This window comes from Nocardia brasiliensis IFM 10847, from assembly GCF_000710915.1.
In the GTDB taxonomy this organism is placed as follows: Bacteria; Actinomycetota; Actinomycetes; order Mycobacteriales; family Mycobacteriaceae; genus Nocardia; species Nocardia brasiliensis_A.
Window position 1 is genome coordinate 1 of record NZ_BAUA01000167.1, and the last position, 22,115, is coordinate 22,115.

Annotated in this window: 23 protein-coding genes and 1 riboswitch; of the genes, 16 read left to right on the plus strand and 7 right to left on the minus strand. The window is 69.1% G+C overall.

Going from position 1 to position 22,115, the window contains the following annotated elements:
- The first annotated feature begins 186 nt into the window (after positions 1 to 186).
- Positions 187 to 1,122, plus strand: coding sequence for a phosphotransferase family protein (locus tag NBRGI_RS32530; protein ID WP_029901009.1), 936 nt, complete (start codon positions 187 to 189; stop codon positions 1,120 to 1,122).
- Here NBRGI_RS32530 and NBRGI_RS45610 read toward each other — a convergent pair whose 3' ends face one another.
- The 3 genes from NBRGI_RS45610 to NBRGI_RS32545 form a co-directional block, all read right to left on the minus strand.
- On the minus strand, positions 1,123 to 1,455 hold the full coding sequence (locus NBRGI_RS45610) for a ribbon-helix-helix protein, CopG family (protein ID WP_051728203.1): 333 nt from the start codon (positions 1,453 to 1,455) through the stop codon (positions 1,123 to 1,125).
- Complete coding sequence (locus tag NBRGI_RS32540; RefSeq protein WP_029901011.1) at positions 1,455 to 1,733, minus strand: hypothetical protein; 279 nt, start codon at positions 1,731 to 1,733, stop codon at positions 1,455 to 1,457. Before NBRGI_RS32540 ends, NBRGI_RS45610 begins: the two co-directional genes overlap by 1 nt.
- Before the next feature lie 69 nt (positions 1,734 to 1,802).
- Positions 1,803 to 2,702, minus strand: a complete 900-nt coding sequence (locus tag NBRGI_RS32545; protein ID WP_029901012.1) for an SAM-dependent methyltransferase — start codon at positions 2,700 to 2,702, stop codon at positions 1,803 to 1,805.
- A 111-nt stretch (positions 2,703 to 2,813) separates the two neighbouring features.
- Here NBRGI_RS32545 and NBRGI_RS32550 point away from each other — a divergent pair, with 111 nt between their 5' ends.
- Positions 2,814 to 3,695: a phosphotransferase enzyme family protein gene (locus tag NBRGI_RS32550; RefSeq protein WP_029901013.1), complete on the plus strand. Its 882-nt coding sequence runs from the start codon at positions 2,814 to 2,816 to the stop codon at positions 3,693 to 3,695.
- Between the two features lie 4 nt (positions 3,696 to 3,699).
- On the opposite strand, the gene NBRGI_RS32555 is transcribed toward NBRGI_RS32550, so the two are convergent.
- The 4 genes from NBRGI_RS32555 to NBRGI_RS32570 are packed head-to-tail and all read right to left on the minus strand — an operon-like array spanning position 3,700 to position 8,250.
- Positions 3,700 to 5,100, minus strand: coding sequence for a beta-N-acetylhexosaminidase (locus NBRGI_RS32555; protein WP_029901014.1), 1,401 nt, complete (start codon positions 5,098 to 5,100; stop codon positions 3,700 to 3,702).
- A gap of 1 nt (position 5,101) precedes the next feature.
- Positions 5,102 to 5,974 (minus strand): carbohydrate ABC transporter permease, encoded by an 873-nt coding sequence (locus NBRGI_RS32560; RefSeq protein ID WP_029901015.1) that lies wholly within the window; start codon positions 5,972 to 5,974, stop codon positions 5,102 to 5,104.
- Complete coding sequence (locus tag NBRGI_RS32565; protein WP_029901016.1) at positions 5,965 to 6,924, minus strand: carbohydrate ABC transporter permease; 960 nt, start codon at positions 6,922 to 6,924, stop codon at positions 5,965 to 5,967. The genes NBRGI_RS32560 and NBRGI_RS32565 overlap by 10 nt, the downstream gene beginning before the upstream one ends.
- Before the next feature lie 6 nt (positions 6,925 to 6,930).
- Positions 6,931 to 8,250 (minus strand): extracellular solute-binding protein, encoded by a 1,320-nt coding sequence (locus NBRGI_RS32570; RefSeq protein ID WP_051728204.1) that lies wholly within the window; start codon positions 8,248 to 8,250, stop codon positions 6,931 to 6,933.
- Positions 8,251 to 8,824: 574 nt separating this feature from the next.
- Here NBRGI_RS32570 and NBRGI_RS32575 point away from each other — a divergent pair.
- The 14 genes from NBRGI_RS32575 to NBRGI_RS32640 all read left to right on the plus strand — a co-directional run bounded on the left by NBRGI_RS32575 (position 8,825) and on the right by NBRGI_RS32640 (position 22,102).
- Positions 8,825 to 9,604 carry a bestrophin-like domain gene (locus NBRGI_RS32575; RefSeq protein WP_029901018.1) on the plus strand — a complete coding sequence of 260 codons (780 nt, stop codon included), beginning with the start codon at positions 8,825 to 8,827 and terminating at the stop codon, positions 9,602 to 9,604.
- Between the two features lie 77 nt (positions 9,605 to 9,681).
- Positions 9,682 to 10,596 (plus strand): hypothetical protein, encoded by a 915-nt coding sequence (locus tag NBRGI_RS45615; protein ID WP_029901019.1) that lies wholly within the window; start codon positions 9,682 to 9,684, stop codon positions 10,594 to 10,596.
- Positions 10,597 to 10,643: 47 nt separating this feature from the next.
- On the plus strand, positions 10,644 to 10,832 hold the full coding sequence (locus NBRGI_RS32585; RefSeq protein WP_029901020.1) for a hypothetical protein: 189 nt from the start codon (positions 10,644 to 10,646) through the stop codon (positions 10,830 to 10,832).
- A gap of 202 nt (positions 10,833 to 11,034) precedes the next feature.
- Positions 11,035 to 11,805 (plus strand): phytanoyl-CoA dioxygenase family protein, encoded by a 771-nt coding sequence (locus NBRGI_RS32590; protein ID WP_029901021.1) that lies wholly within the window; start codon positions 11,035 to 11,037, stop codon positions 11,803 to 11,805.
- A gap of 82 nt (positions 11,806 to 11,887) precedes the next feature.
- A riboswitch (SAM riboswitch) is annotated at positions 11,888 to 12,006 on the plus strand.
- Between the two features lie 153 nt (positions 12,007 to 12,159).
- On the plus strand, positions 12,160 to 12,933 hold the full coding sequence (locus tag NBRGI_RS32595; protein ID WP_036561757.1) for a 2OG-Fe(II) oxygenase: 774 nt from the start codon (positions 12,160 to 12,162) through the stop codon (positions 12,931 to 12,933).
- A gap of 2 nt (positions 12,934 to 12,935) precedes the next feature.
- Positions 12,936 to 13,658 carry a tRNA-dependent cyclodipeptide synthase gene (locus NBRGI_RS32600; RefSeq protein ID WP_036561759.1) on the plus strand — a complete coding sequence of 241 codons (723 nt, stop codon included), beginning with the start codon at positions 12,936 to 12,938 and terminating at the stop codon, positions 13,656 to 13,658.
- Positions 13,655 to 15,097 carry an MFS transporter gene (locus tag NBRGI_RS32605; RefSeq protein ID WP_036561761.1) on the plus strand — a complete coding sequence of 481 codons (1,443 nt, stop codon included), beginning with the start codon at positions 13,655 to 13,657 and terminating at the stop codon, positions 15,095 to 15,097. The genes NBRGI_RS32600 and NBRGI_RS32605 overlap by 4 nt, the downstream gene beginning before the upstream one ends.
- A gap of 131 nt (positions 15,098 to 15,228) precedes the next feature.
- On the plus strand, positions 15,229 to 16,041 hold the full coding sequence (locus NBRGI_RS32610) for an MBL fold metallo-hydrolase (RefSeq protein ID WP_029901025.1): 813 nt from the start codon (positions 15,229 to 15,231) through the stop codon (positions 16,039 to 16,041).
- A 129-nt stretch (positions 16,042 to 16,170) separates the two neighbouring features.
- On the plus strand, positions 16,171 to 17,127 hold the full coding sequence (locus NBRGI_RS32615; RefSeq protein WP_029901026.1) for an alpha/beta fold hydrolase: 957 nt from the start codon (positions 16,171 to 16,173) through the stop codon (positions 17,125 to 17,127).
- A gap of 119 nt (positions 17,128 to 17,246) precedes the next feature.
- A complete protein-coding gene (locus tag NBRGI_RS32620; protein WP_051728205.1) occupies positions 17,247 to 18,257 on the plus strand; it encodes a FecCD family ABC transporter permease in 1,011 nt (336 codons plus the stop codon).
- A gap of 26 nt (positions 18,258 to 18,283) precedes the next feature.
- Positions 18,284 to 19,306 carry a FecCD family ABC transporter permease gene (locus NBRGI_RS32625; protein ID WP_029901028.1) on the plus strand — a complete coding sequence of 341 codons (1,023 nt, stop codon included), beginning with the start codon at positions 18,284 to 18,286 and terminating at the stop codon, positions 19,304 to 19,306.
- 29 nt (positions 19,307 to 19,335) lie between these two features.
- Positions 19,336 to 20,184: an ABC transporter ATP-binding protein gene (locus NBRGI_RS32630; protein ID WP_081878327.1), complete on the plus strand. Its 849-nt coding sequence runs from the start codon at positions 19,336 to 19,338 to the stop codon at positions 20,182 to 20,184.
- Between the two features lie 48 nt (positions 20,185 to 20,232).
- Positions 20,233 to 21,228: a Fe2+-enterobactin ABC transporter substrate-binding protein gene (locus NBRGI_RS32635; RefSeq protein ID WP_029901030.1), complete on the plus strand. Its 996-nt coding sequence runs from the start codon at positions 20,233 to 20,235 to the stop codon at positions 21,226 to 21,228.
- Between the two features lie 37 nt (positions 21,229 to 21,265).
- Positions 21,266 to 22,102, plus strand: coding sequence for a siderophore-interacting protein (locus NBRGI_RS32640; RefSeq protein ID WP_029901031.1), 837 nt, complete (start codon positions 21,266 to 21,268; stop codon positions 22,100 to 22,102).
- The last annotated feature ends 13 nt before the right edge of the window (positions 22,103 to 22,115 follow it).

The following is a 22,115-nucleotide window of genomic DNA, read 5'->3' on the forward strand; positions in this document are numbered from 1 at the left end:
CGATACCTGGGGCCCGGTCGGCGAGGTGCTCGGCCTGTGGTTGCACACGGCGGACAGTCGCGCCGAATGGACTCAGCGCCTGATCGATCGCTTGGCCGCCGGCGCCTTCGAGATGGCCGACGACCGCTGAGCAGGTACGGGGAAACAGATCTGCGGGACCCGGGCGTGCGCTGGTAGAACTGGAGCGTGGTCAGTCAGCCGGTTCGCAGCGCCGCCGAGTGGACGGCGGGGGATGTCGCCGGGGTGCTGGCGCAGGCTTGCCCGGCCGCCCGGGTGACCTCGATCCGGCCGGGTCCGCCCAGCTACAGCAATTGTCTCTGGCTGGCCGAGACCGTCGACGGCCGGTTGCTCGTGCGCATTCCGGGGCGAAGCACCGATCCGGAGTATGTCCGCGCCACGGTGGCGGCGACCCGCCTGGCGAGCGAGGCCGGCGTGCCGACTGTGCGCTACCACGAATTCGTCCCGCACACCCCGCTCGGCCTGCCGGTGACGATTCAGGAATACCTGCCCGGCGAGAGCGGGACCGCCGCGCTACGCGCGGACCGGGCCGATCTGCGCCTGCTGGCGAGCACCCTCGGCGACTGGCTGGGCACCCTGCACGGCATTCGGCGCGAAATCTTCGGCGCGGTCACCGGTTCGGCGGAACGGACGACCTGGGCGGCGGCGGCCACTGATCAGGTCGAGGCCGCATTGCGCGCGGTGCCCGCAGCGGCGCTGCCCGCCACGCCCGCGACGATCGCGGCGGCGTTCGCTCGGGCTATTGGCGAACTCGGCCCCGGCGAGCCCGCCTCGCTCGTGCACGGCGATTTGTACTTGGACAACATGCTGGTCGACAATGGTGCGCCCGCGGCACTGCTCGACTTCGAGCACGCGCACTACTACGACAGATTCGCCGATTTCGGCAAACTCAGCGAGCTGCTCTTCGAATGGTGGCCGGGTGCCGCAGATCCGTTTCTGGAGTCGTACCGCGACCATTTCCCGCCGGACCCGGCCGACGAGGTGCGGCTGCGGCTGGGCGTCGGCCTGTACGCGCTGAACCAGACCGCGTATTTCGCGCGCTGGCAACCGGAACTCGTGGGGGAGTACCGGGCCCGGCTCGGTAAGTGGCTGGCCGCCGGATAGTCAACTCGCCCGGGGATGGATGGGTCGAACGCCGGCGAGGGCGCGCAGGGCGTCGGCGCGGGAGATGGGCTGGTCGTCGGCGAGCGCGGCGAGTTCCACGGCGAGCCAGTCCCGGATGAGTTCGCTCATGGTGACCCCGCGGCGGCGCGCCTCGGCTTTGATGGACTGATCCATATCGAGCGGTATCCGCAGCGAGCGCACCACCATGATGTCTTCGCCTGGCGCGAGCGGGCGCGGCACGTCGGACTCGTGCACGGGTTGGTCGTCGAACACGAGGCTGTCCATCAGTTCGTCCACCCCCTGCGGGGTGGCCGGGAAGTTGTTGTCGCCCATCACTGGTTCTCCTGTTCCCATTTTTCGAACTCGATTACCTGCTCCGGGCTCATCGGGCGGGCGGCGACGATCTGCCATTGCCAGGACTCGGCCTGCCGCAAACCGACGATCAACGGCCGGCCTGCCGCGGTACGGCCCCAGATGGTGAGCAGCTGGATGCCTTCGGTGCCGCGACCACGGCGTGGCCATCGTCGTTGTCTGGTCAGCACCTGCATCACCTCGTCCGGCGTGATCCCGATGAGCATGTCCAGCGCCCAATCAGGCCACTCGAAACCCACAGTCGACATAATACGCGCGTAGTACGCCAAAAGGGAGCGAGCTACCCGGACCGACGGGCGTGGCGCACTTCAGGGCCGGATCGCGGTCACCAGGCGTACCAGCGCGGGCACTACCGGTGCGTCCGAGGTGGGTGCGCCGATGTCCCGGCCCACCGCGGCCAGGTAGTCGGTCAGCGTGCGACCCGCCGTGTGCCAGCCGTGCGTGCCGAACCACTGCGCCGCGTCGCTGCGCTGCTCGTTGTAGATCAGGTGCACCCAGTCGGCGCCGCCGTTCAACGGAAGTTCCGGTTGCTGCGCGAGTGCGGCGCGGGTCGGTTCGGGAACGACGTCCAGCTCCTCGATGGCGACCCGGCTGCCGGGCGCGCTGGTCTGGGCGATGTGCTCGAAAAGCTGATCCACCGCGACGGCGGGCAGATAGGGCAGCAGCCCCTCGGCCAGCCACGCGGTCGGGGCGGTCGCGTCGAATCCCTTCGCGCGCAACGCCTTCGGCCAGTCCTCGCGCAGATCGACCGGCACCTCGCGGCGTTCGGTGCGCGGCTCGTCGCCGTGGGCGGCCAGGGTCCGGCTCTTGAACGCCAGCACGCTGGGCTGGTCCAGCTCGTAGACCACGGTGCCGTCGGGCCAGGGCAGCCGGTAGGCGCGCGCGTCGAGGCCGGCGGCCAGGATCACCACCTGACGGACCCCGGCCGCGGACGCCGCGGCGAAGTAGTCGTCGAAATACTTGGTCCTGGCTTCCAGGAAAGTCTGGAAGACCGCACCGAATCCGGGCGCGAGCAGCGGATGGTCCGGAGCTTTGCCGTCGAGCAGGTCCGCCCATTCCGCGCCGGCGGCGCGGAGGAAGACCTCGGCGAACGGATCGACGGCCAACGGGTCGGGTCGCCGACCGGCGAGTGCGCGGGCCGCGGCGACGAACAACGCGGTGGACCCGACGCTGGTGGTGATGTCCCAGGTATCTCCCTCGGTACGCACGATCGCCAAGGTACCTGCCGAATGGAAATAGTGCACCAATCGGTCTGTTACCGGCCGGGGCGCCGGAAATCCCCCTGCGTTCGGCGCGCGGGCACTGGTAGAACTTGTCGCGTGGTTTATGTCGAGATCCCGCTGACCGAGGACATCAGGGCGGCCGTCGCGGCCGAATGGGGACACAAAGGCGACGGCGTACGACTGTTCGGCGGCGAGGAGTCCGCGGCCTACCGGGTGGGCGACGTGGTCGTCCGGATCGGCCCGCAGGACCGCGATCCGGCGCAGCTCGAATGGTGCAACGGCATCGCCGCCGCGGCTGCCCGCGACGTGCCGGAGGCGATCGCGCCGCTGGCGCGTGCCGATGGTTCGACCGTGTACGTGGTGGCGGGTCGCCCGATCACGGTGTGGCCCTTCGTCGAAGGCGAGTGGGCGAGCAGCGAAGATCCGGTGCAGCGCGACGAGGCGGCAGTGCTACTGGCGCGGGTGCACCGTGCACTGGCCGAGCACCGCCCGCCGCCGCGGCCGACCCGATCGTTCCTGGAGATCGGACTGGACGGCGCGCCGTCGGCGGAACTGCCGGACCCCGACCTGGACCGCTGGCTCGCCGATTTCACCCGAGCCGCGCGTCCCCAGCCGCTGCACGGTGACTTCTACGAGGGCAATCTGCTCTCGCGCGCCGGTCACGTGCGCGCGGTGCTCGACTGGGACGAAGCGCTGGTCGCCCCGCCCGAGGTCGAACTGGCCTCCGCCGCATTGGAGTTCGGTGACGAGTACGGGCGCGACCTGGCCGGCGTCCGGGCGTTCGTCGAGGCCTATCACGCTGCGGGCGGCACCGCCGTCCCCTTCGACGATGTGGCCCTGGCACAGTTGATGCGGCACCGCTTGCGCAGGGAGGCGGTCTATTTCGGCCTCGCGGTCGCCCGCGGCGTCGAGCACGACGCGGACGACCTCGAGTACCACCGCGAGCGGATGGCCGCCTTCCATCGGCTCCGCCCCTGAGGGTTCAGCGCGGCCGGTGCGCCGAACTGGGGACGTCGGGCCGGGTCTGCCACGGGTGTGGCCCGTCGAGCGGGCGATACTCCACACCGAGGGCGTCGAGGCGGGGAAGATGGTGCTCGCGTAGCCGAGGCAGGAACTCGGCGAAGTCGCGATCGGCTGGGCTCCAAGCGGTTTCGGCGATCGCGCAGAGCCGCGGGAAGGCCGCGTAGTCGACGCGCCGCACGGTGTCGAGGTGCTCGCTCCAGATCTGGGCTTGCAGGCCGATGACGCCGGGCCCGGTGTAGGCCGGCTCGTAGCTGTACATGTCCTCGAGTGTGCGCAGATAGCCGACCGGGATCGGTTCGTCCGGATGATCGGATTGCCGATGATCGAGGTAGACCTGGTCTTCCGGGCACAGCACGACCTCGTGGCCCGCCTTGGCGGCCCGCTCGGCCGCGGCCTCGTCGCGCCAGGCCCCGATCACCATCGGCGGCAGATCGCCGGCGTCGAGGACCTCGTCCCAGCCGAGCGCCCGTCGCCCCTGGGTCGTCAGATAGGCGGCCAGGTCGGCGACGAAACGACCGTGGGCGGGGGTCGCACCAGGCACCTCGTCACCACCGAGCCCGATGACCGGTGCGGGGAAAAGGGTGAGCACGTGGTCGAAGACGCGGCGGAAGAACGCCATGGTGTCCGGTTTCGGATCGAGCAGCGGGGTGCTGACGCCCCACGAAGTCCATACCTCCCACTGCTTTTCGGGATCGGGACCGAGTTGGGGATAGGCGGCGAGCACCGCCCGCGCATGACCCGGCACATCGATTTCCGGTACCACGGTGATCGCGCGCTCCGCGGCGTAGGCCACGATCTCCCGGAGGTCGTCGTCGGTGTAGAAACCGCCGTGCGGGCGGCCGTCCCGTTCCGGGCCGTCGTGCCTGCCGACCATCGATCCGCTTCGCCACGACGCGATCTCGGCCAATCGCGGGTAGCCGGGCACCGCGAACCGCCAGCCCTGGTCGTCGGTCAGATGCAGGTGCAGCACATTGAACTTGTGCGCCGCGAGCAGGTCGAGGAACCGCAGCACTTCGGCCTTCGTCCGGAAGTTCCGGGCCACGTCGAGCAGGCAACCGCGCCAAGCGAAACGCGGATGGTCCTCGACGACCCCGCACGGCACCGACAGCTCCCGGCCGCCGATCCGGGCGGCCCGCAACGCTTCCGGGCCGGCGAGCTGGCGCAGCGTCTGCTGTCCGTAGACCCGGCCCGCGTGATCCGCGGCCGTGAGCGCGATGCCGTCCGGGGTGATCTCCAGCCGGTAGCCCTCGGCCGGAAGGTCTGTGGCGCTGCGGATATCGACCGCGGCGGGCCATGGACAGGTGCCGGGCCTCGGGGTCGCCGAGACGGGGCGGGGGAGCAGGGTGTCGAACCCGGGCATGTCAGCCTTTCACCGCTCCGCCCAGACCCGAGACCAGCTTGCGCTGCACCAGGATGAACAGGACGAGAGCCGGAATTGTCATCAGGGTGGAGGCGGCCATCACCGCGCCCCAGTCGGTGTCCTCGGGCTTGAAGAAGACCAGGATCGCCTGCGGCAGTGTCTGATTCTCGGTCTTGGAGATGATGAACGTTTTCGCGAACAGGAAGTCGTTCCACGCGTGGATGAACGACAGTACGCTCACCGAGACGAGACCGGGCGCGACGAGCGGCAGCAGGATCTGCCACGCGAACCGGATCCGGCTCGCCCCATCGAGTTTGGCGGCCTCTTCCAGCTCGTCCGGTATCGCGGCGACGAAACCGCGCAGCAGCCAGATCGCCAGCGGCAGGCTGAACACCAGGTCCACCAGCATGATCGAGCCGAGTTCGTTGAGCCCGAGTGCGGGCACCGTGCCGCCGATCTCGCGCATCAGGAAGAACAGCGGAATCGTCAGCGCCTCGACCGGAACCATCTGCGCGACCAGGATCATCACCAGCAGCACGGTGCGACCGCGGAAGCGGAACCGGGTGAGCGCCACCGCGGACAGGAACGACAGCAGCAGCGAGAACAGCACCACCACAACGGCTATCAGCAAGCTGTTCAGGAAGAAGCGGCCGAAGCCGTTCATCGAGAGCACCCGGCTGAAACTGTCCAGGCTCGGTGCGAGGGTCCATGGCTTGGGATCGGCCGATTGGATCTCACCTGGCGGTTTGATCGCCGAGAGCACCATCCAGTACAGCGGGAAGGCGACCAGGCCCGCGATCACCACCGTGACGGCTTCGGCGATCAGGCGGCCCGGTTTGCGGGGGGTGCGGCGCACCGTTGTCGTCACACCCACTTCGTGCTCCTGCGCTGGGACCGGACATAGAGGCCGGTGATCGACAACAGCAACAGCGTCATCAGGACTCCGATCGCGGAGCCGAGCCCGTATTCCTGCCCGGCGAAAGCTTTTTGGTAGGCGTAGACGTTGAGCACCAGGTTCCGCCCGGCGACGCCGCCGCCATTGGTCATCACGTAGATCTGGGTGAACACCTTGAAGTCCCAGATGATCGACTGCACGGTCGCGATGAGCAGCAGCGGACGCAGCATCGGCAGGATCACCGAGCGGGCCGACCGCCACGCGGACGCGCCGTCCAGCGCCGCGGCCTCGAGCACCTCTTCCGGGATGGCCTTGATGCCCGCGTACATCGTCACCATGACGAACGGGAACGAGCACCAGATCACCTCGGCGGCAACCACACCGAACGCGCTCAGGGTGCCGAAGGTCCACGAGTGGCCTTCCATCGAGCGCAACCCGAGGCCGGACAGCGCCTCGTTCACCACACCGAAGTCGGTGTCGAACAGGAAGAGCCAGACATAGGAGCCCGCCATCGCCGGGGTCGCCCACGCGCCGAGCGCCGCGAGGAACAGCAGCATCCGCGGCAGCGGCCGGACCCGGGTGGCGAGCACCGCCAGCGCCGTGCCCACCACCAGCCCGCCGATCACGCAGACTCCGCCGAACACGAAGGTGTTGGCCAGCACGGTCCAGAACTGACTGTCGGCGAGCAGTTCTCGATAGTTGCCGAGGCCGACGAATTCCAGGGGTGCGGCGCCCGTCGCCTGCGCCTGCCCGTAGTCGTAGAACGAGATGAGCACGATCTGATAGATCGGGTACACCAGCACGGCGGCGAGCAGGATGCCCGCGGGTGCGAGATAGAGCCAGGCGGCGATCGTGTCCCGGCGCAACCTGCGTGGTTTCGGCGCAATTCGCGGCGCCGGCGCGGTAGTCGGTAGTTCTCGAATAGCCATGTGTGCCTACCTGAATGCCTTGTTCATCACGGCGGCGGCCGCGTTGAGCGCCGCTGCAGGGGCCTTGCTGCCCGTGGCGATCTGCTGCACCGCGGTCGGCAGCACGTTCTGGCTGTCGATCTTGGACCAGGCCGGGGTGCTCGGCACGAACTTCGTTCCGGCACTGAGTGACTCGACGAACGGCGCGAGGAACGGATCGTTCGCCGCGAGCTCTCGCTGCACGCCGGACAGGGTCGGCAGGTTGCCCATCGCGCGGTACATCTTTTCCTGATACCGCGCCCCGCCCAGCAGTTCGATGAAATCGCGGGCGAGGCCGCGGTGCTTGCTCGCCCGGAATACGCCGAGCAGATTGCCGCCCGCGAACGCCGGTGCGACCGAACCGCTTTGGACGCCAGGCAGCGGAACCACCGCGTACTTGCCCTTGGCCGCGCCCTGCTCGACCGCCTTGCGGTTGAAGTCGCCGCCGACCGTCATCGCGGCCTTGCCGCCCGCGAACGCCTGGACGCTCTGCGTCCCGGTGAAGTCGACGCACTGGGCGGTTGGGCAGATGTCGTCGCGGATCAGCTCCGCGTAGCGGGTGACGCCTTCCTTCGCCGGCTCGGAGTTGATCGTCGAATTCCACATCGTGCCGTCGTACTCGGCGATCTCGCCGCCGTGCGCCCACAGGAACGGCAGCATCGCGAAGGTGTACTTGCCGCCCACCGAAATCCCGTACAGCTCAGGCTTGGCCGCGCGAATGCGCCTCGCGGTCTCGGTGAGTTCGGCCAGTGTGCCCGGCGGTCGCAGGCCGAGTTCGGCGAAGACGTCGGTGCGGTAGTACAGCGCGCGGATGCCCGTGTACCAGGGCAGGCCGTACACCTTGCCGCCCGATTTCGCGGTGTCCAGCACCGAGGGCACCAGATCCTTGCCCTCCGGCCAAGCCGCGATATCGGCGGTGAGATCGGCGAACGCGCCGCTCACCGCATAGCCCGCGAGGTCGGTGTTGCCGAACTCGGCGACATCGGGCGCGCTGGCCGGATCGTTGAAAGCGCCGGCGAACTTCTCCGCACGGGCCGCGACCGGCACCCACTGCACGTCGACCCGCACGTCGGGTCTGGTGGCGGTGAACTCCGCGATCGCCTCGTTGATCACGGCTTCCTTCGGCGCGCGCGTCGCCTCGTCGAAGAGCCATACGCGCACGGTCCCGGTCTGCTCGTCGCCACCGACCCCGGCTGGATCGGACTGTACCGGTGCGCAACCCGCGAGCAGCAGGAGCGCGGCCGCACCGATGAGTGCTCGTTGTACTTGCCCGCCAACGGGTTTGGGCCAGAGCCTACGGTGCACCATCGATTTCCTTCGGAGAGCCACTTCTTCGTGTTGCAATATATGCAACGCATATTGCGTTGTGTGCCACAATGTTTAGCACCAACGTGGGTCACATTCAAGGGGTTGATGTGACCCAGATCGCACGCGCCGACTGCTGTCGCGGCGCGGCGAACGTGGCTGCGCGGCGGGCGTGCGGGGATTCGCGGAGTAGTCGTCCGGACTTTCGGTCGGTTCGCGCGACTATGGCGGGGCCATTGTTTGCCGTCTGCGATTCGTGCGCTCCGATGCGGTACGGATGTCGCGACTCCGGAGACGTTTTTGCATGTTTCTCAGCGATAACGGAGGGGTGTCGTGTATCCGTGCGACCCGAGACCGGCGCGATTTGCTAAATGGTGCGAGATCAGGCATTTGCGGTTGAATCGCTACGCCCGCCATCGTGGTAACACTTCGGTAACGGTGCGATATATGGGCGCCTGGCCAGGTCTAATGTTCCACCCTAGCTCTTGCTATGGTGCCAGTGCCGTGAGTATCCGGCCGCTCGAACATACGCTCGGAAATAGGTTGTCACCGACTCTGACCGGGAAAGTGAAGCGAGATGGCTCAGGAATTGCTCGTCGCTATCGGCGCCGCGACCATTGCCGTGTCGATATTCGTCGTCGGCGATATGTTGCGCCCGAACACGTGGCGGCACGTCAGCGACGAGTCCGCCAGCACGCTCGCGCTCGACCTGGCCAAGACGTTCTTCACCGCGGTCGTCGCGTTCGTGTTCGTGACGTGCTGGCAGCAGAATCAAAATGCCTATGCCCACACCATCACCGAGTCGAAGGGGCTCGTCGACACCTACTGGGCGGCGAAGGCCATGCCGGAGCCGGAGCAGCGCAGGCTGGAGGCCCAGCTGCGCGCCTACACCGATCAGGTCATCGGTCAGGAGTGGCCGATGATGGAGAACGAGAATCGGCTGAGTCCGGCCACCGGCGAGACGCTCAACGCGCTGCGGGCCGATGTGGTGGCGCTGCACTCGGCCGATCCGGCCGTGACCGAGGCCAGGTCCCGCGCGCTCGCCGGCATCGATCGGGTCACCCAGGCCCGGCATGATCGAGCGATCGACGCGCAACGCCGCATTCCCGAATTCCTCTACATCACACTGCTTCTCGGCGCCATCATGGTGATGCTGAACCCGGTGCTGTCCGGTATGCAGGTCACCTGGCGCAGCATCGCGATGACCGCACTGCTCGGGTTGGTGATCGGCGGCGTCCTGCTCGCCATCCACGACCTGGAGCGGCCGTTCGCGGGCGCGATCAGGATCCCGCAGGACGCGTTCACCTACGTCCAGTCCCACTACGAGGGCACCGTACGCGGACCTGAGCAGCAATGAGCGGTGCGCCGCCGGATCGCCCGTCCCGGGGTGGGGGTTTGTTTGGAACACAGAGTGGTATAAGAACTTTCGCTGTTTTGAGCACGTTCCTGTCGGTAGCGGTACTGTGCGCCGGGCCCGCTGTCGCCGAGGATGCGGTGCCGGGGCCGGTCTTCGGTGAGGTGAGCACGGGCAGTGCCGCGGGGGTCGCGCAAGAACCGGCCACGGCGGGCGGCGCGGCCCCGCAGCAGGGGCTGAGCCCGGACGCACAGCAGGCCGGGACCGGCAGCGCGGACCCGCAGTTCGCCGAGTCCGGAAGTGCTGCAACCGGAATCGAGCTCGCGCTCGAGCCGCCGATGCTGCCCTCCGTCGGTCGGCCGCTCGAACTCGAGGCGGTGGCCGAGGTCGGGGCCGAGATCGGAGTCGACCCGGCGGAACTGGCGACCCCCGTCCTGCTGGGCCTCGAGGCGGGCAGCGCCGCGCCGTGCGCGGGGAGTTCGACGGTGAGCAGCGGCGTGACCGTGCTCGGGCTGGCGACTGGATCCGCGCTGATCGGGCCGGGCATGATCGGGCCGGGGTCCAGCGGCTCCGCGATCGGCAGCGCCGTCGTGGGTTCGAGCGCGACCGGGCTCGGCAGCGCCGCGCTCGGCTCCAGCGGTTCGGCGCTCGGTGGCAGCGTGGTCGGCGGCCTGCTCAGCGGAAGTGCGGCGACGAGCTGCCTGCTCGCGATCCCGGCCGGCTCGCCACCCATCCCGGCCTTCCCGCCGCTGCTCATCCCGCTGTCACTGGAACCGAGCGTAGCCGGGGTGCGCGCGCCGGTGCCGGTGGCCGCGCCGGTGGCGGCCCCGGCTCTGTCACCTGCGACCCCGGTCGCCGCGGTTCCGTACAGTCCGGTCGAGATCATCCCCGACCCGCTCGGCTGGGACACCCTCGAGCTGGTCACCCTTCTCGTGGTGATCGTGCTGGTGTCTTCCGCCTCGTCGGCGGCTGCCGCGCGCAAGCGCAAACCCTGAACCTACGGTGGCGTAACGTAGCCGTCCCCGGCGTCGATAGTCCGCTTGTGCGTGCCTACCTCCGACCTCTGCTCGGTGGGTGTGCGGCCTTTCTGCTCGTATTCGTCGCGTTGTTCGTCGTGCGGTGGGATGACCAGCAGGTGGAGCCGCTGCCCCCGGTCTCGACGCCGCTGCCCGCCGTCGTCGGCCAGTTGCCGGCGAGCACGGTCCCCACGACCACCCCGGCTCGGCACTAGCAACTCCTGTCGAAATCTGTTGCGAGGGAGGAAGATTTTCCCGTTCGCTCGCGCTTGCGGTGCCGGACCGTCCATGCCGCGAGGATCGCCGCCGATACCAGCTCGACGGTGGAGAGTCCGGCGACCACCGGGATGGGACGCTGCCCTGAAATTCGGTGGCGTGGGGTGGGGGTGGGGGGAGAAGGTGGGGTGGGAGGTTCGGATGTTGGACGGTGCGCAGGTCGAGTCGTTCGTGGCTGAGGGGTTCGTGAAGGTGGCGGGGGCGTTCTCGGGGGAGGTGGCTGCGGCGGGGCGGGAAATTCTCTGGGGGTTGAGCGGGTGCGATCCGGGGGATCGGAGTTCGTGGACGCAGCCGGTGGTGCGGGTGGGGGATCGCGGTGATGCGCCCTTTGCGGCGGCGGTGAATTCGCCCGTGTTGTCGGCGGCGTTCGACCAGTTGGTGGGCGTCGGCCGGTGGCTGCCGCGAAACAGTATCGGCACGTTCCCGATTCGGTTTCCGGTCGGCGGGGCGCCCGGTGACGACGGCTGGCATATCGATGTCAGTTTTCCCGGCGACGATCCCGCCGACTACCTGACCTGGCGCGTGAACCTGTGGTCGCAGGGCAGGGCGCTGCTGATGCTGTTCCTGTTCTCGGACGTGGGGGAGCAGGACGCGCCGACTCGCATCCGGGTCGGTTCGCATCTGCGCATACCACCGCTGCTGGCACCGTTCGGGGCGCCCGGCGCGGACCTAGCCCGATTCGATTACGTACAGGCCACAGCCGACCTGCCGGTCGCCACCGCCACCGGCCGAGCAGGCGACGTCTACCTCTGCCATCCGTTCCTGGTGCACGCCGCACAACGACATCGGGGTCACACGCCGCGTTTCCTCGCGCAGCCGCCGCTGCTGTCGCGCGGTCCGTGCGTGCTGGATCGGCCGGACGGCGACTACTCTCCGCTGGAGCGGGCGATCCGGGCGGGGCTGAATACCTGACCGGAGGGCCTCTTCGGGATCTTGAAACTCAGCGCGATTCTAAAGCGTGACAACGGTTCTGCCCTGTCCGATGCTTGAGCCAGGTCAAGAGTGCCAGCGTCAAGTCCCCGGCTAGCTGGCCGGCAACCCTCCATCCGCGGCGGGGTGCCCCGGGTCAAGACCAGGCCGAGCCGCTCACCGCGGCCCGGGCAAGCGCGGGCTCCGTCGAGACCTGGGGCCCTCTCGAGAGAACTGGGGGTCGAACCATGTCTACTGGCCGGACTCTCTTCTCCTGCCTGGGCCTGTGCCCGGTCCACAGAGCGACAATCAGAGGGGAACGACATGACTACGGCCACGCCATCTCTCGGAGAACGCGTGTTGGACACCACCAGGCAGGGGTTCGACCGTGCTTGCCTGACCGCACTGTTGAACGCAGACGTGCACGCCGTGCGGCTGTCGGGTTTCGTCCGGCCGGACGCGCTCGCACATCTGCGAAAGGCGTTCGTGGGCAGGCAGGACCACGGCCCGCTGGCCACCGACCCGCAGTTCCGCCGGATCGGTCACGCCTTCTCGGAGACGAGCACCGACAGCGGCCGGGCGCAGTATTTCGAGCACGCCCGCGACAATATCGAGCGGCTGCGCGAGATCGCCGCGCCGTATTCGTATCCCGCGGACGATCTTCGGCTGCTGCTCGACGAGATCTGGCCGTCCGGTGCGAATCTGTTGCGCCAGGACGGGCAAGCCTTCTTCGCCGGTGTCGCGCGCTATCAACTCGCGGGGGTCGATCTCGAGCCGCATACCGACAACGTGAGCCGAAACCTGCCGGAGGACTTCGCGGTTCGGATCACGCGTCAGCTGTCGGTGAACGTCTACCTGGACGTGCCGGACCAGGGCGGGGAGCTCGAGATCTGGGACGACTACCCGGACGAGCACGAATACCGGGATCGTTCCGGCGATCGGGTGTACGGCATCGATCGGGCGCAGGTCGGTGCGCCCGCGCTGGTCATCACCCCGCGGGTCGGCGACGCGATCTTCATCGACCCGCGCCGGGTGCACGCGGTCGCGCCGTCGCAGGATCGCCCGCGCATCACCATCGGTTTGTTCATCGGCGTGAGCGATCCGGCTGCCGCGCTGAAGGTTTGGAGCTGACGATGACCACCACCACACTGCTCTCCGCGTCGCACAAGGCCGCCTACGATCTGCGGTCCGACGGCATCACCACCGACGGCCGCTCCACTGTGCTGCTGGTGAGCGTCGGTGCCGACTATCACGAGGGCGAAAAGCTCGCGGCCACCATCGATCTGATCAACAGGTCGAACTTCGGCCGGGTCTCGATCGCCGTCGCGGACACGCTGCAACGGCACAATCTCAGCGGCGGCACCGATATCGACCGGCATGCCCGGGCCCGCATCGCCGGTGACGAATGGATCGCGCGCAACAGTACCCTGCTGGACCAGATCGACTGCCCCACCAACGTGCTGCGTTGGGACTTCGCGCTGTCGCATCCACGCTACGGTGACCTGTACGACGCGGTCGAGCACGCCTACGAGACCGACGAACCGTACCGGCACGCGATCGACAGCACCATCGACCGCTTCCTCGAGCGCAGGCTCAGCCGGGAGCCCGACGTCGATCAGGAGTCGGTCCGGAAAGCCTGCCGCGCATACCTTTTGGAAGAATGCCCGATCATCATGCCGCTGTGGGCGCACGAGGGCTTCGATTTCGTGATCTACCCGCAACGCATCTCGGCGGCGATGGGGCGTACCCGCGAACTGTTCGTCGTGCCGCAGCATCCGGACCGGGTCGCTTGGCTCCCTTTGCGCTTCAAGAAGCGCAAGTCGGCGTTGCACGGCGCGGCAGGGGAGGAGCAGTGACGACCGTCGAGATTCCCGCGCGGCGCCGGGTGGTCGGGTTCGGCGGACTCGCGGTGGCGTCGTTCCTCGGCTGCATCGACCTGACGATCGTCACCACCGCGTTGCCCGCCATCGGCGACGATCTGCACGCGGGCCCGTCGAATACCGAACTGACGCTGGGCGTTTTCCTGATGGCGCTGTCGATGTTCATGGTGACAGCGGGCCGGGTCGCCGACCGGTTCGGGCGGCGGCGGGTGCTGTTGTCCGGGCTCGCGCTGTTCGTGGTCGCGTCGGTGGGCGCGGCCGCGGCGTGGTCGATCGGTGCGCTGATCGTCGCGCGCTTCGTCCAGGGCGCGGCCTGCGCGGTGCTGTACACGAGCACCTCGACCCTGGTGGAATCGCTTTTCCCGCAAGGGGATCGGGGTAGGGCGATCGGCTGGCTGTACTCGGTGAACGGGCTCGGCCTGGCCATCGGGCCGGTGCTCGGCGGCCTGCTGGTGCCGAGCCTGGGCTGGCAGTCGATCTTCTGGATCAACCTGCCGCTGGGCTTGGCCGCGCTCGCCGCCATCGCCTTCGCGGTGCCGCCGAGCGTGCCGGACAAGACCGGCGGGACCGACTGGCCGGGTCAGGCGGCGGTCGCCTTCGCCGTCGTCTCGGCGGTCGGCATCTTCGTGCTCGGCGACCTGCGCGGGTTCTCGTCGCCGTGGGTGATCGTCGCGGCCGTCGTGCTCGTCGCCGCGGTCGCCGGCGGGATCGTCGTGGAACGCCGCGCGGCGAATCCGCTGATCGACCCCGCCTTGTTCGGCAAGCGCCGATTCGTCGCCGCGATCGTCTCGGACTTCGCGCTGGGGTTGTTCTACGCGTCCGCGCTGCTGGTGATCCCGACCTATCTCACCCAGGGCCGGGATTTCGATGTGCGGCAGGCGGGCTTCCTGCTGCTGCTGGTCAGTGGGACGCTGGCGCTCTCGTCCCCGGTCGCGGGCCGGTTCGTCGATCGCTTCGGCCCACATGCGTTGTTGCCGTGGGGTTTCGGGCTGCTGGCCGTGGCCGGGCTCGGCATCGCCGTGGCGGCGTTCGACGATGGGTTGACGCTGCTCCTGGTCGCGCTGGTGCTGTTCGGCGCGGGTTGGGCGCTGGTGCTCGGCCCGGCGACCGTGCTCGCGATCTCGTCGGTCGAGCCGACCCGCACCGGTTTCGCGGTCGGCGCCTCGTGGACGTTCCACAACCTGGGCGGCGCGATCGGCGCGGCGGTGGCCACCGTGGCCTTCGGCAACGTCGACCTGGACCTGTCGGGTGCGGTCGGCGACGCGACCGGACGGGTGGCCGCGTTGATCGCGACCACCAGCGTGGTCGCGGCGATCGTGGTGTCGATCCTGACCCGTGGGCGCACCGAGACACCGGCGCCACCGGAACCTGCGGCGTCGTCGGAGTCCGTTCCGGTCGAGGCCGGCACCGCATAGGACGGATTCGGGTGCGGCAGGTGCGCACTGCCGTACCCGAACCCGAACCGCCCCGCGATCACAGAACTCGCTGCACGGAATTCGTCCGCTGTGTAGAAACAGGGGTGGGTGTACCGGATAGCGAGGGCGATATGTGGAAGATCTGTCAGACCTGCGCGGTGGAGCACGACGCCGCGGCGCAGCTCTGCCGTATCTGTGCGGACGAGCGGCAGTGGATGCCCGCCGACGGTCAGCGGTGGACTACGTTGGCCGACCTCGCCGCGGCGGGGCACAAGGTGGCGATGCGTGAACTCGAACCGGACCTCTTCGGTTTGACCGCCGAGCCCCAGGTCGGCATCGGCCAGGAAGCGCACCTGGTGCGCACGCCCGCGGGCAACCTGCTGTGGGACGTGACCGGCTACGTCGACGAGGACGCCGTGCGCCGGGTCCGGGAACTCGGCGAAGTCGTCGCCATCGTGCCGTCGCATCCGCACCATTACGGCGTGCAGGTGGAATGGAGCCGGGCGCTCGGCGGGGTGCCGGTCTTGGTCGCCGAGCCCGATCTGGAATGGATCGCGCGCCCGGACCCGGTGATCCGTCCGTGGTCGGGGCGGCTGGAAGTGCTGCCCGGCCTGACCCTGCGTCAGCTCGGCGGGCACTTCCCGGGCAGCGCGGTCGCGCACTGGGCGGCCGGCGCGGGCGGACAGGGCGTGCTGTTCAGCGCGGACACCATCCAGGCCAACCCGGACCGCAAGTCGGTAGCGTTCATGCGCAGCTATCCGAACCGGATTCCCCTGTCGCCCAACGTGGTAGAGCGCGTCACCAAGGTCGTCGAGGAGTTCGAGTTCACTCGCCTCTACGACAACTTCGGCAAAACGCTCGACACCGACGCCCGCACCACCATCCGCACCTCCGCCGCCCGCTACGTCTCCTGGGTTCGTGGCGACCACGACCACCTGACCTGAGTCCGCCGCACCCTGGGTGGGGGTCTGTGCCACCTTGGGGAACGGACCCCAGCACTCGGGGTGCTGCTGTGCGGGGCGGGCGCGGCGGAGAGTAGGACGTGTCACCACCTACTCGAATCGGAGAGACCGATGCGCACCTCGAGCACCTTCGCCGTCCCGGCCGCGCGGCGTGCCACGGTGGCGGCCGAAGACGGTGTGGCCCTTGCGGTGCACGAGTACGGGCCGCGGCAGGCGGAACTCACCGTGGTACTGGTGCACGGGCATTGCCTGCGCTCGGAGTCCTGGACCGATGTGCGCGACGCGCTGCTGCGCCGGTACGCCGGCGCCCGGGTGGTCTGCTACGACCATCGTGGCCACGGCGACTCGGCGGTCGCGCCCCGGCAGACCTACCGGCTCGAGCAGCTCGCCCACGATCTGAGCCGGGTGCTCGACGCGGTGGCGCCGTACGGCCCGGTCGTCCTGGTCGGTCACTCGATGGGCGGCATGACCGTGTTGACCTACCTCAGTCAGCGTCCGCACGTGATCGGCACCCGCGTCGCCGGGGTCGCGCTCGTCGCGACCGCGGCCAGCGGGCTCGCCGACGCGGGTTTCGGTCGCCTGCTGCGCAATCCGATGATCTCGGTCTTCCAGGCCGCGGTGCGGCGGGCGCCGCGGCTGATGCAGCGCGCGAAGTTGGTGGCCTGCAAGGTGTTCGCGCCGGTGATCCGGGCCGCCGAATTCGGCGATCGCAAGGTGAGTCCGCGGGTGCTCGCGCTGGCCAACGCGATGCACAATCAGACGCCGATCGTGACGATGGCGAGCTTTCTGAGCGCCTTCATGGTCTACGACCAGACCGACGCCCTCGCGCTGCTCTCGAAGATCCCCACCCTGGTGCTGTGCGGCACCGCCGATCTGATGACCCCGTCCGCGCATTCGGTCGCGATGGCCGCGGCCGTCGAGTATTCCGATCTCGTGCTGGTCGAGGGCGCCGGGCACTCGGTGATTCTCGAGCAGCCGAATAAGGTCGCCGATGCGCTCGCACGCCTGTTGACCCGTGCGGGTGGGACCAGCCGGATCCGGGGCGCCCACCTCACGCTCGTCGCGTAGCGGACGGCCCGGCGCAGGGACCGCGTTGCGAAGGTCTCATTCGGACAATTTCCATTCGGGGAGGTAGGTAAGGCTAAGCTGCATTGATTGCTGCCCGACCGCACTGGAGATAGAGCCCGATGGACCTGCCGAGCAACCAGCCCCTGCGCTGGTCAGGGTGGTTGTTGGCGGCGGCGGTGCTGGCTGCCGCGTGTCTGCTGAGCCTGATCGTGGGCACGAAAGCGATTCCGCTCGGGGAAGTCTGGGCCGCGCTCTGGGGCGGTGACGGCTCGCCCGATCATCTGATCGTGACCGAATATCGTCTGCCACGCACCCTGCTCGGCTTGCTCGCCGGGCTCGCGCTGGGCGTCGCGGGCTGCCTGATGCAGGGACTCACCCGCAACCCTCTGGCCGATCCCGGCCTGCTCGGCATCAACGCGGGCGCGGCCTTCGCGATCACGCTCGCGGTCGCGTTCCTGGGCGTCACCCAGATCACGGCGTACGTGTGGTTCGGTTTCGCCGGGGCCGCCCTGGTGTCGCTGGTGGTGTACCGGCTGGGCACCGCGGGCAGGCAGGGTTCGGATCCGATCCGGCTGACCCTGGCCGGCGTCGCGGTGACCGCGGTGCTCTCCGGGCTGACCAAGGGCCTGATCCTGTTGAACCCCAAGGCCTTCGAGGAGTGGCGGCAGTGGGACTCGGGTTCGCTGACCGGGCGCGGCTACGACGTCATCGCGGGTGCGGCGCCGTTCATCGTCGTCGGCTTGCTCGCCGCGGTGGTCGCCGCCCGCTCGCTCAACGCGCTCGCGCTCGGCGACGACCTCGCCCGTTCGCTCGGCGTGCACGTCGGGCGTTCCCGGCTGCTCACCGCGGTGGCGCTGACGCTGCTGTGCGGCACGGCGACCGCGGCGGTGGGGCCGATCACCTTCGTCGGGCTGGCGGTGCCGCATGTGGCGCGCTGGATCGTCGGCCCGGACCAGCGCTGGATCATCGCCTATTCGATGCTGCTCGCACCGATCCTGGTGCTCGGCTCGGATGTGCTCGGCCGCATCATCATTCGGCCCGACGAGGTGCCCGCCGGCCTGGTGACCGCGTTCCTCGGTGCGCCGGTGCTGATCTGGCTGGCCCGGCGCGACCGGGTGAGCGCCGCGTGAGCGCTCCGATCGATTTCGGCCGCGCGATGGTGGTGCTACGCGCCCCGCGCGGGTTCGGCGTGCGCATCAGCGTGCGCACCATCGTGGTCTGCGTGGTGCTGGTGGTCGCCGCGTGCGCCGTGGCCGTACTCGCCCTCGGCACCGGCGATTACGTGATTCCGCCGGACCGGGTGCTGCGGGCGCTGCTGGTCGGGGACAACCGATTCGATCGACTCGTGGTGTGGCAGTGGCGTTTTCCCCGTGTGGTCCTGGCGCTGGCGCTGGGTGCGGCGCTGGGCCTCAGCGGCGCGATCCTGCAGTCGGTGACCCGAAACCCGCTGGGCAGCCCCGATATCGTCGGTTTCAACACCGGTGCCTACACCGGCGCGCTGCTGGTGCTGCTCGCCGTCGGCGGCGGCCACTTCCAGACCGCCCTCGGCGCGCTGATCGGCGGTCTCGCGGCGGCCCTGGTCATTCAGCTGCTCGCGTTCCGCAACAACGTCACCGGCTTCCGGTTGATCATCATCGGTATCGGCGTCAGCGCGATGCTGGCCTCGGTGAACACCTGGCTCATCCTGCGCGCCGATCTGAATTCCGCGATGTCGGCCGCGGCCTGGGGCGCGGGTTCGCTGAACGGATTGTCCTGGCCGCAGGTGGGTCCCGCGCTCATCCTGCTGGGGGCGCTCGTGCTGCTCGTGATCCCGGCCGCGCCGCGCCTGCACGTCCTGGAACTGGGGGACGATCTGGCGAGCTCGTTCGGTGTCCGGGTCGGGCGGACGCGGCTGCTGCTGATCGTGTTCAGCGTCGCGCTGACCGCGGTCGCCACCGCGGTCGCGGGGCCGATCGCGTTCGTCGCCCTCGCCGCACCGCAATTGGGCCGCCGGTTGGCCCGCAGTCCGTCGACCGCCCTCGCGCCGGCCGCGGCGATGGGTGCGCTGCTGCTGATCGCCGGTGACTGGGTCGCGCAGCGCGCGTTCGCGCCGACGCAGCTGCCCGTCGGCGTGGTCACCGTCTCGATCGGCGGCCTGTATCTGGCGTACCTGCTGGTGACCGAGGCACGGCGGACCTAGTGCCGGGTGCAGGAACTGAGGAAGCGAAGATGAGCGAAAATAACGGCGCCCCGGTGAATCGGGACGTCGACGCCGCGAAACAGGCTGCGCTGCGGGCCGATCGGGTGCGCCTGGGTTACCGCGGGCGCACGATCAGCGACCAGCTGTCCGTCGACGTGCCGGACGGGGAGTTCACCGTCGTGATCGGACCGAACGCGTGCGGCAAGTCCACGCTGCTGCGCGCCCTGGCCCGCCTGCTCGCCCCCGAATCCGGGGCGGTGCTGCTGGACGGCAAGTCCATCGCCACCTATCCGGCGAAGGAGGTGGCTCGCCGGATCGGCCTGCTGCCGCAGAGCTCCATCGCGCCGGACGGTATTCGGGTCGCCGATCTGGTCGCACGCGGCCGGTACCCGCATCAGTCGTTGCTGCGCCAGTGGTCACAGGCCGACGCGGACGCGGTGGCGGCGGCCATGGCCGCGACCGGTGTCGCCGAATTGTCGGCGCGCCCGGTCGACGAGCTGTCCGGCGGGCAGCGCCAGCGCGTGTGGATCGCCATGGTGCTCGCGCAGGACACCCCGGTGATCCTGCTCGACGAACCGACCACCTACCTCGATATCGCGCACCAGATCCACCTGCTCGACCTGTGCCGGGCGCTGCACCGCGACTCCGGCCGCACCGTGGTCGCCGTCCTGCACGACCTGAACCACGCCTTCCGCTACGCGGGCCATCTCATCGCGATGAAGGACGGCCGGGTGGTCGCGGCCGGCCCGCCGAAGCAGATCGTCACCGCCGAATTGGTGCGCGAGGTCTTCGATCTCGGGTGCCGGATCATCGATGATCCGGAAACCGGTGCGCCACTGGTCATTCCGCTTGCCGAGAATGCCGCCCGCGTCGGCTGAGACGAGTACGAGCTTGCCCACCACCGAGAGAAGAAGGAACACCGATTCATGACGTTGTCCCGAATGACGGCCCGCCTGCGCGCCGCCGTCGCCCTACTGATCCTCGCGCTGGTCGCGGTGGCCGGTTGCAGCAGTTCCGGTTCGGACGCCCCGGACAAGTCCGCCACCCGGCAGGTGCAGACCGAGCGCGGCGCGGTGACGGTGCCGGCCGAACCGCAGCGCATCGCGGTCGTCAACGGCGCGCTCGCCGGTTACCTCTTCGACCTCGGCGCCAACGTCAAAGCCGCCGATCCGCGGGTCCTCGGCGTCACGTTGCAGCCGGGCGCGTTCCCGGCCGCCTGGGACGCGGACGCCAAAAGACAAGGGACCGCGCTGCTTCCGTCCGGCGACGACATCAACCTCGAGTTCATCGCGGCCCAGCAGCCGGATCTGATCATCGGCGGCGGGCAGGGGTACCCCGGTCAGCAGTCGTTGCGGGCCTACGACCAGCTCTCCGCCATCGCGCCGACCGTGCTGGTGCCGACCACCCTCGACAACTGGCAGGACCAGCTGAAGGTGGTGGCCGAGACCATCGGCCGGGCCGACAAGGTGGACGCGCTGATCACCGCCTACCGGGACCGGGTCGCGAAGGTCAGGTCCGCGATCAAGCCGCCGCAGGGCGCGGTGGCCGTCTTCCAGTCGCGTAAGGACTTGAAGCCGTCGGTGATCGCCCCCGGCACGCCGCTGGCCACGCTGCTCACCGACGTCGGCTTCACCATCGACAACCAGGTGGAAGCCAAGGCGGGCAACCCGACCCGGGCCGCGGCCGCGGACTGGGTAGCGTTCAGCCAGGAACTGCTGACCACGGTGGTCGACGCGCCCGCGGTGATCGTGGTGCAGCTCGACGGCGGCCGCACGGTCGATCAGCTGAAGCAGGATCCGCTGATGGCCAAGCTGCCCGCGTTCCAGTCGGGCCAGGTCTACGAACTGCCGCCGACCAGCCAGCGTCCGGACTACCGCAACGCCATGAACACTCTCGACCTGCTCGAGGCGCGCTTCAAGTGACCTACGCGGGTTCGCTGTCCGGCAAGAAGGACGACTGATGGATCGGGCCGCATACGCCGAACGCATCGTGGAGGTACTGGCCGGGTCGTACGGCGCGAAGGTGGGCTATCCCATCGGCTTGCGCGAGCTCGAGGTATTGCGCCGTGCGCCGGTCGGTTCCGGCTTGCTGCGGATCACCTTCGGCGGCCCGGAGCTGGCCGGGTTCCACAGCTATGTGCCGGACGAGCATGTGCGCCTGATCTTTCCGGACGCGGCGGGGCAATTGCACCTGCCGCGCCGGGACGGGCTGTCCCTGGAATGGGGCAACCCGCGACCGGTGTCGCGGGAGTACACGGTGCGCCGCTACGACGCCGAGAACGGTGAGCTGGACATCGATTTCGCGATCCATCCCGGTGGTCTCGCCTCGGCTTGGGCGGAAACGGTGCGGCCGGGCGCCCGCATCCATCTCGCGGGCCCGCCGGGCGGCGTGGTGGTGCCGGCGAACTACGACCGGTATCTGTTCGCCGGAGACATCACCGCGCTTCCCGCCATCGCCCGCTGGCTCGAATGGCTGCCGGACGAGGCGTCCGGCTGGGCGTTCATCGAGGTGGGCGGGCCCGACGAGGAGATCCCGCTGACGGCTCCGGCCGGGATGCGGGTGCGGTGGGTGCATCGCGGTGCGGCGGCACCCGGGCAGAGCGACGCACTGGAGCGGGCGATTCGCACTGTGGAACCGCTTGCCGGACAACGGATCTACGTGTGGATGGCGGCTGAGGCAGGCTGTCTGCGTCCGATCCGGCGCTGGGTGCGCACCGAACTCGGCGTCGGTCCGCAGGATTTCCTGATCGCCGGGTATTGGAAGCGCGGAGTCGCCGACTTCGACCGGGAGGAGTGACCGACCGGGACCG

Coding starts and splice junctions, on each gene's coding strand:
- NBRGI_RS32575 (WP_029901018.1), top strand. CDS start 8,825: ATGGCTCAGGAATTGCTCGTCGCTATCGGCGCCGCGACCATTGCCGTG.
- NBRGI_RS32570 (WP_051728204.1), bottom strand. CDS start 8,250: ATGGTGCACCGTAGGCTCTGGCCCAAACCCGTTGGCGGGCAAGTACAA.
- NBRGI_RS32600 (WP_036561759.1), top strand. CDS start 12,936: ATGACCACCACCACACTGCTCTCCGCGTCGCACAAGGCCGCCTACGAT.
- NBRGI_RS32620 (WP_051728205.1), top strand. CDS start 17,247: ATGGACCTGCCGAGCAACCAGCCCCTGCGCTGGTCAGGGTGGTTGTTG.
- NBRGI_RS32630 (WP_081878327.1), top strand. CDS start 19,336: ATGAGCGAAAATAACGGCGCCCCGGTGAATCGGGACGTCGACGCCGCG.
- NBRGI_RS32610 (WP_029901025.1), top strand. CDS start 15,229: ATGTGGAAGATCTGTCAGACCTGCGCGGTGGAGCACGACGCCGCGGCG.
- NBRGI_RS32615 (WP_029901026.1), top strand. CDS start 16,171: ATGCGCACCTCGAGCACCTTCGCCGTCCCGGCCGCGCGGCGTGCCACG.
- NBRGI_RS32640 (WP_029901031.1), top strand. CDS start 21,266: ATGGATCGGGCCGCATACGCCGAACGCATCGTGGAGGTACTGGCCGGG.
- NBRGI_RS32590 (WP_029901021.1), top strand. CDS start 11,035: ATGTTGGACGGTGCGCAGGTCGAGTCGTTCGTGGCTGAGGGGTTCGTG.
- NBRGI_RS32565 (WP_029901016.1), bottom strand. CDS start 6,924: ATGGCTATTCGAGAACTACCGACTACCGCGCCGGCGCCGCGAATTGCG.
- NBRGI_RS32555 (WP_029901014.1), bottom strand. CDS start 5,100: ATGCCCGGGTTCGACACCCTGCTCCCCCGCCCCGTCTCGGCGACCCCG.
- NBRGI_RS32635 (WP_029901030.1), top strand. CDS start 20,233: ATGACGTTGTCCCGAATGACGGCCCGCCTGCGCGCCGCCGTCGCCCTA.
- NBRGI_RS45610 (WP_051728203.1), bottom strand. CDS start 1,455: ATGGGCGACAACAACTTCCCGGCCACCCCGCAGGGGGTGGACGAACTG.
- NBRGI_RS32625 (WP_029901028.1), top strand. CDS start 18,284: ATGGTGGTGCTACGCGCCCCGCGCGGGTTCGGCGTGCGCATCAGCGTG.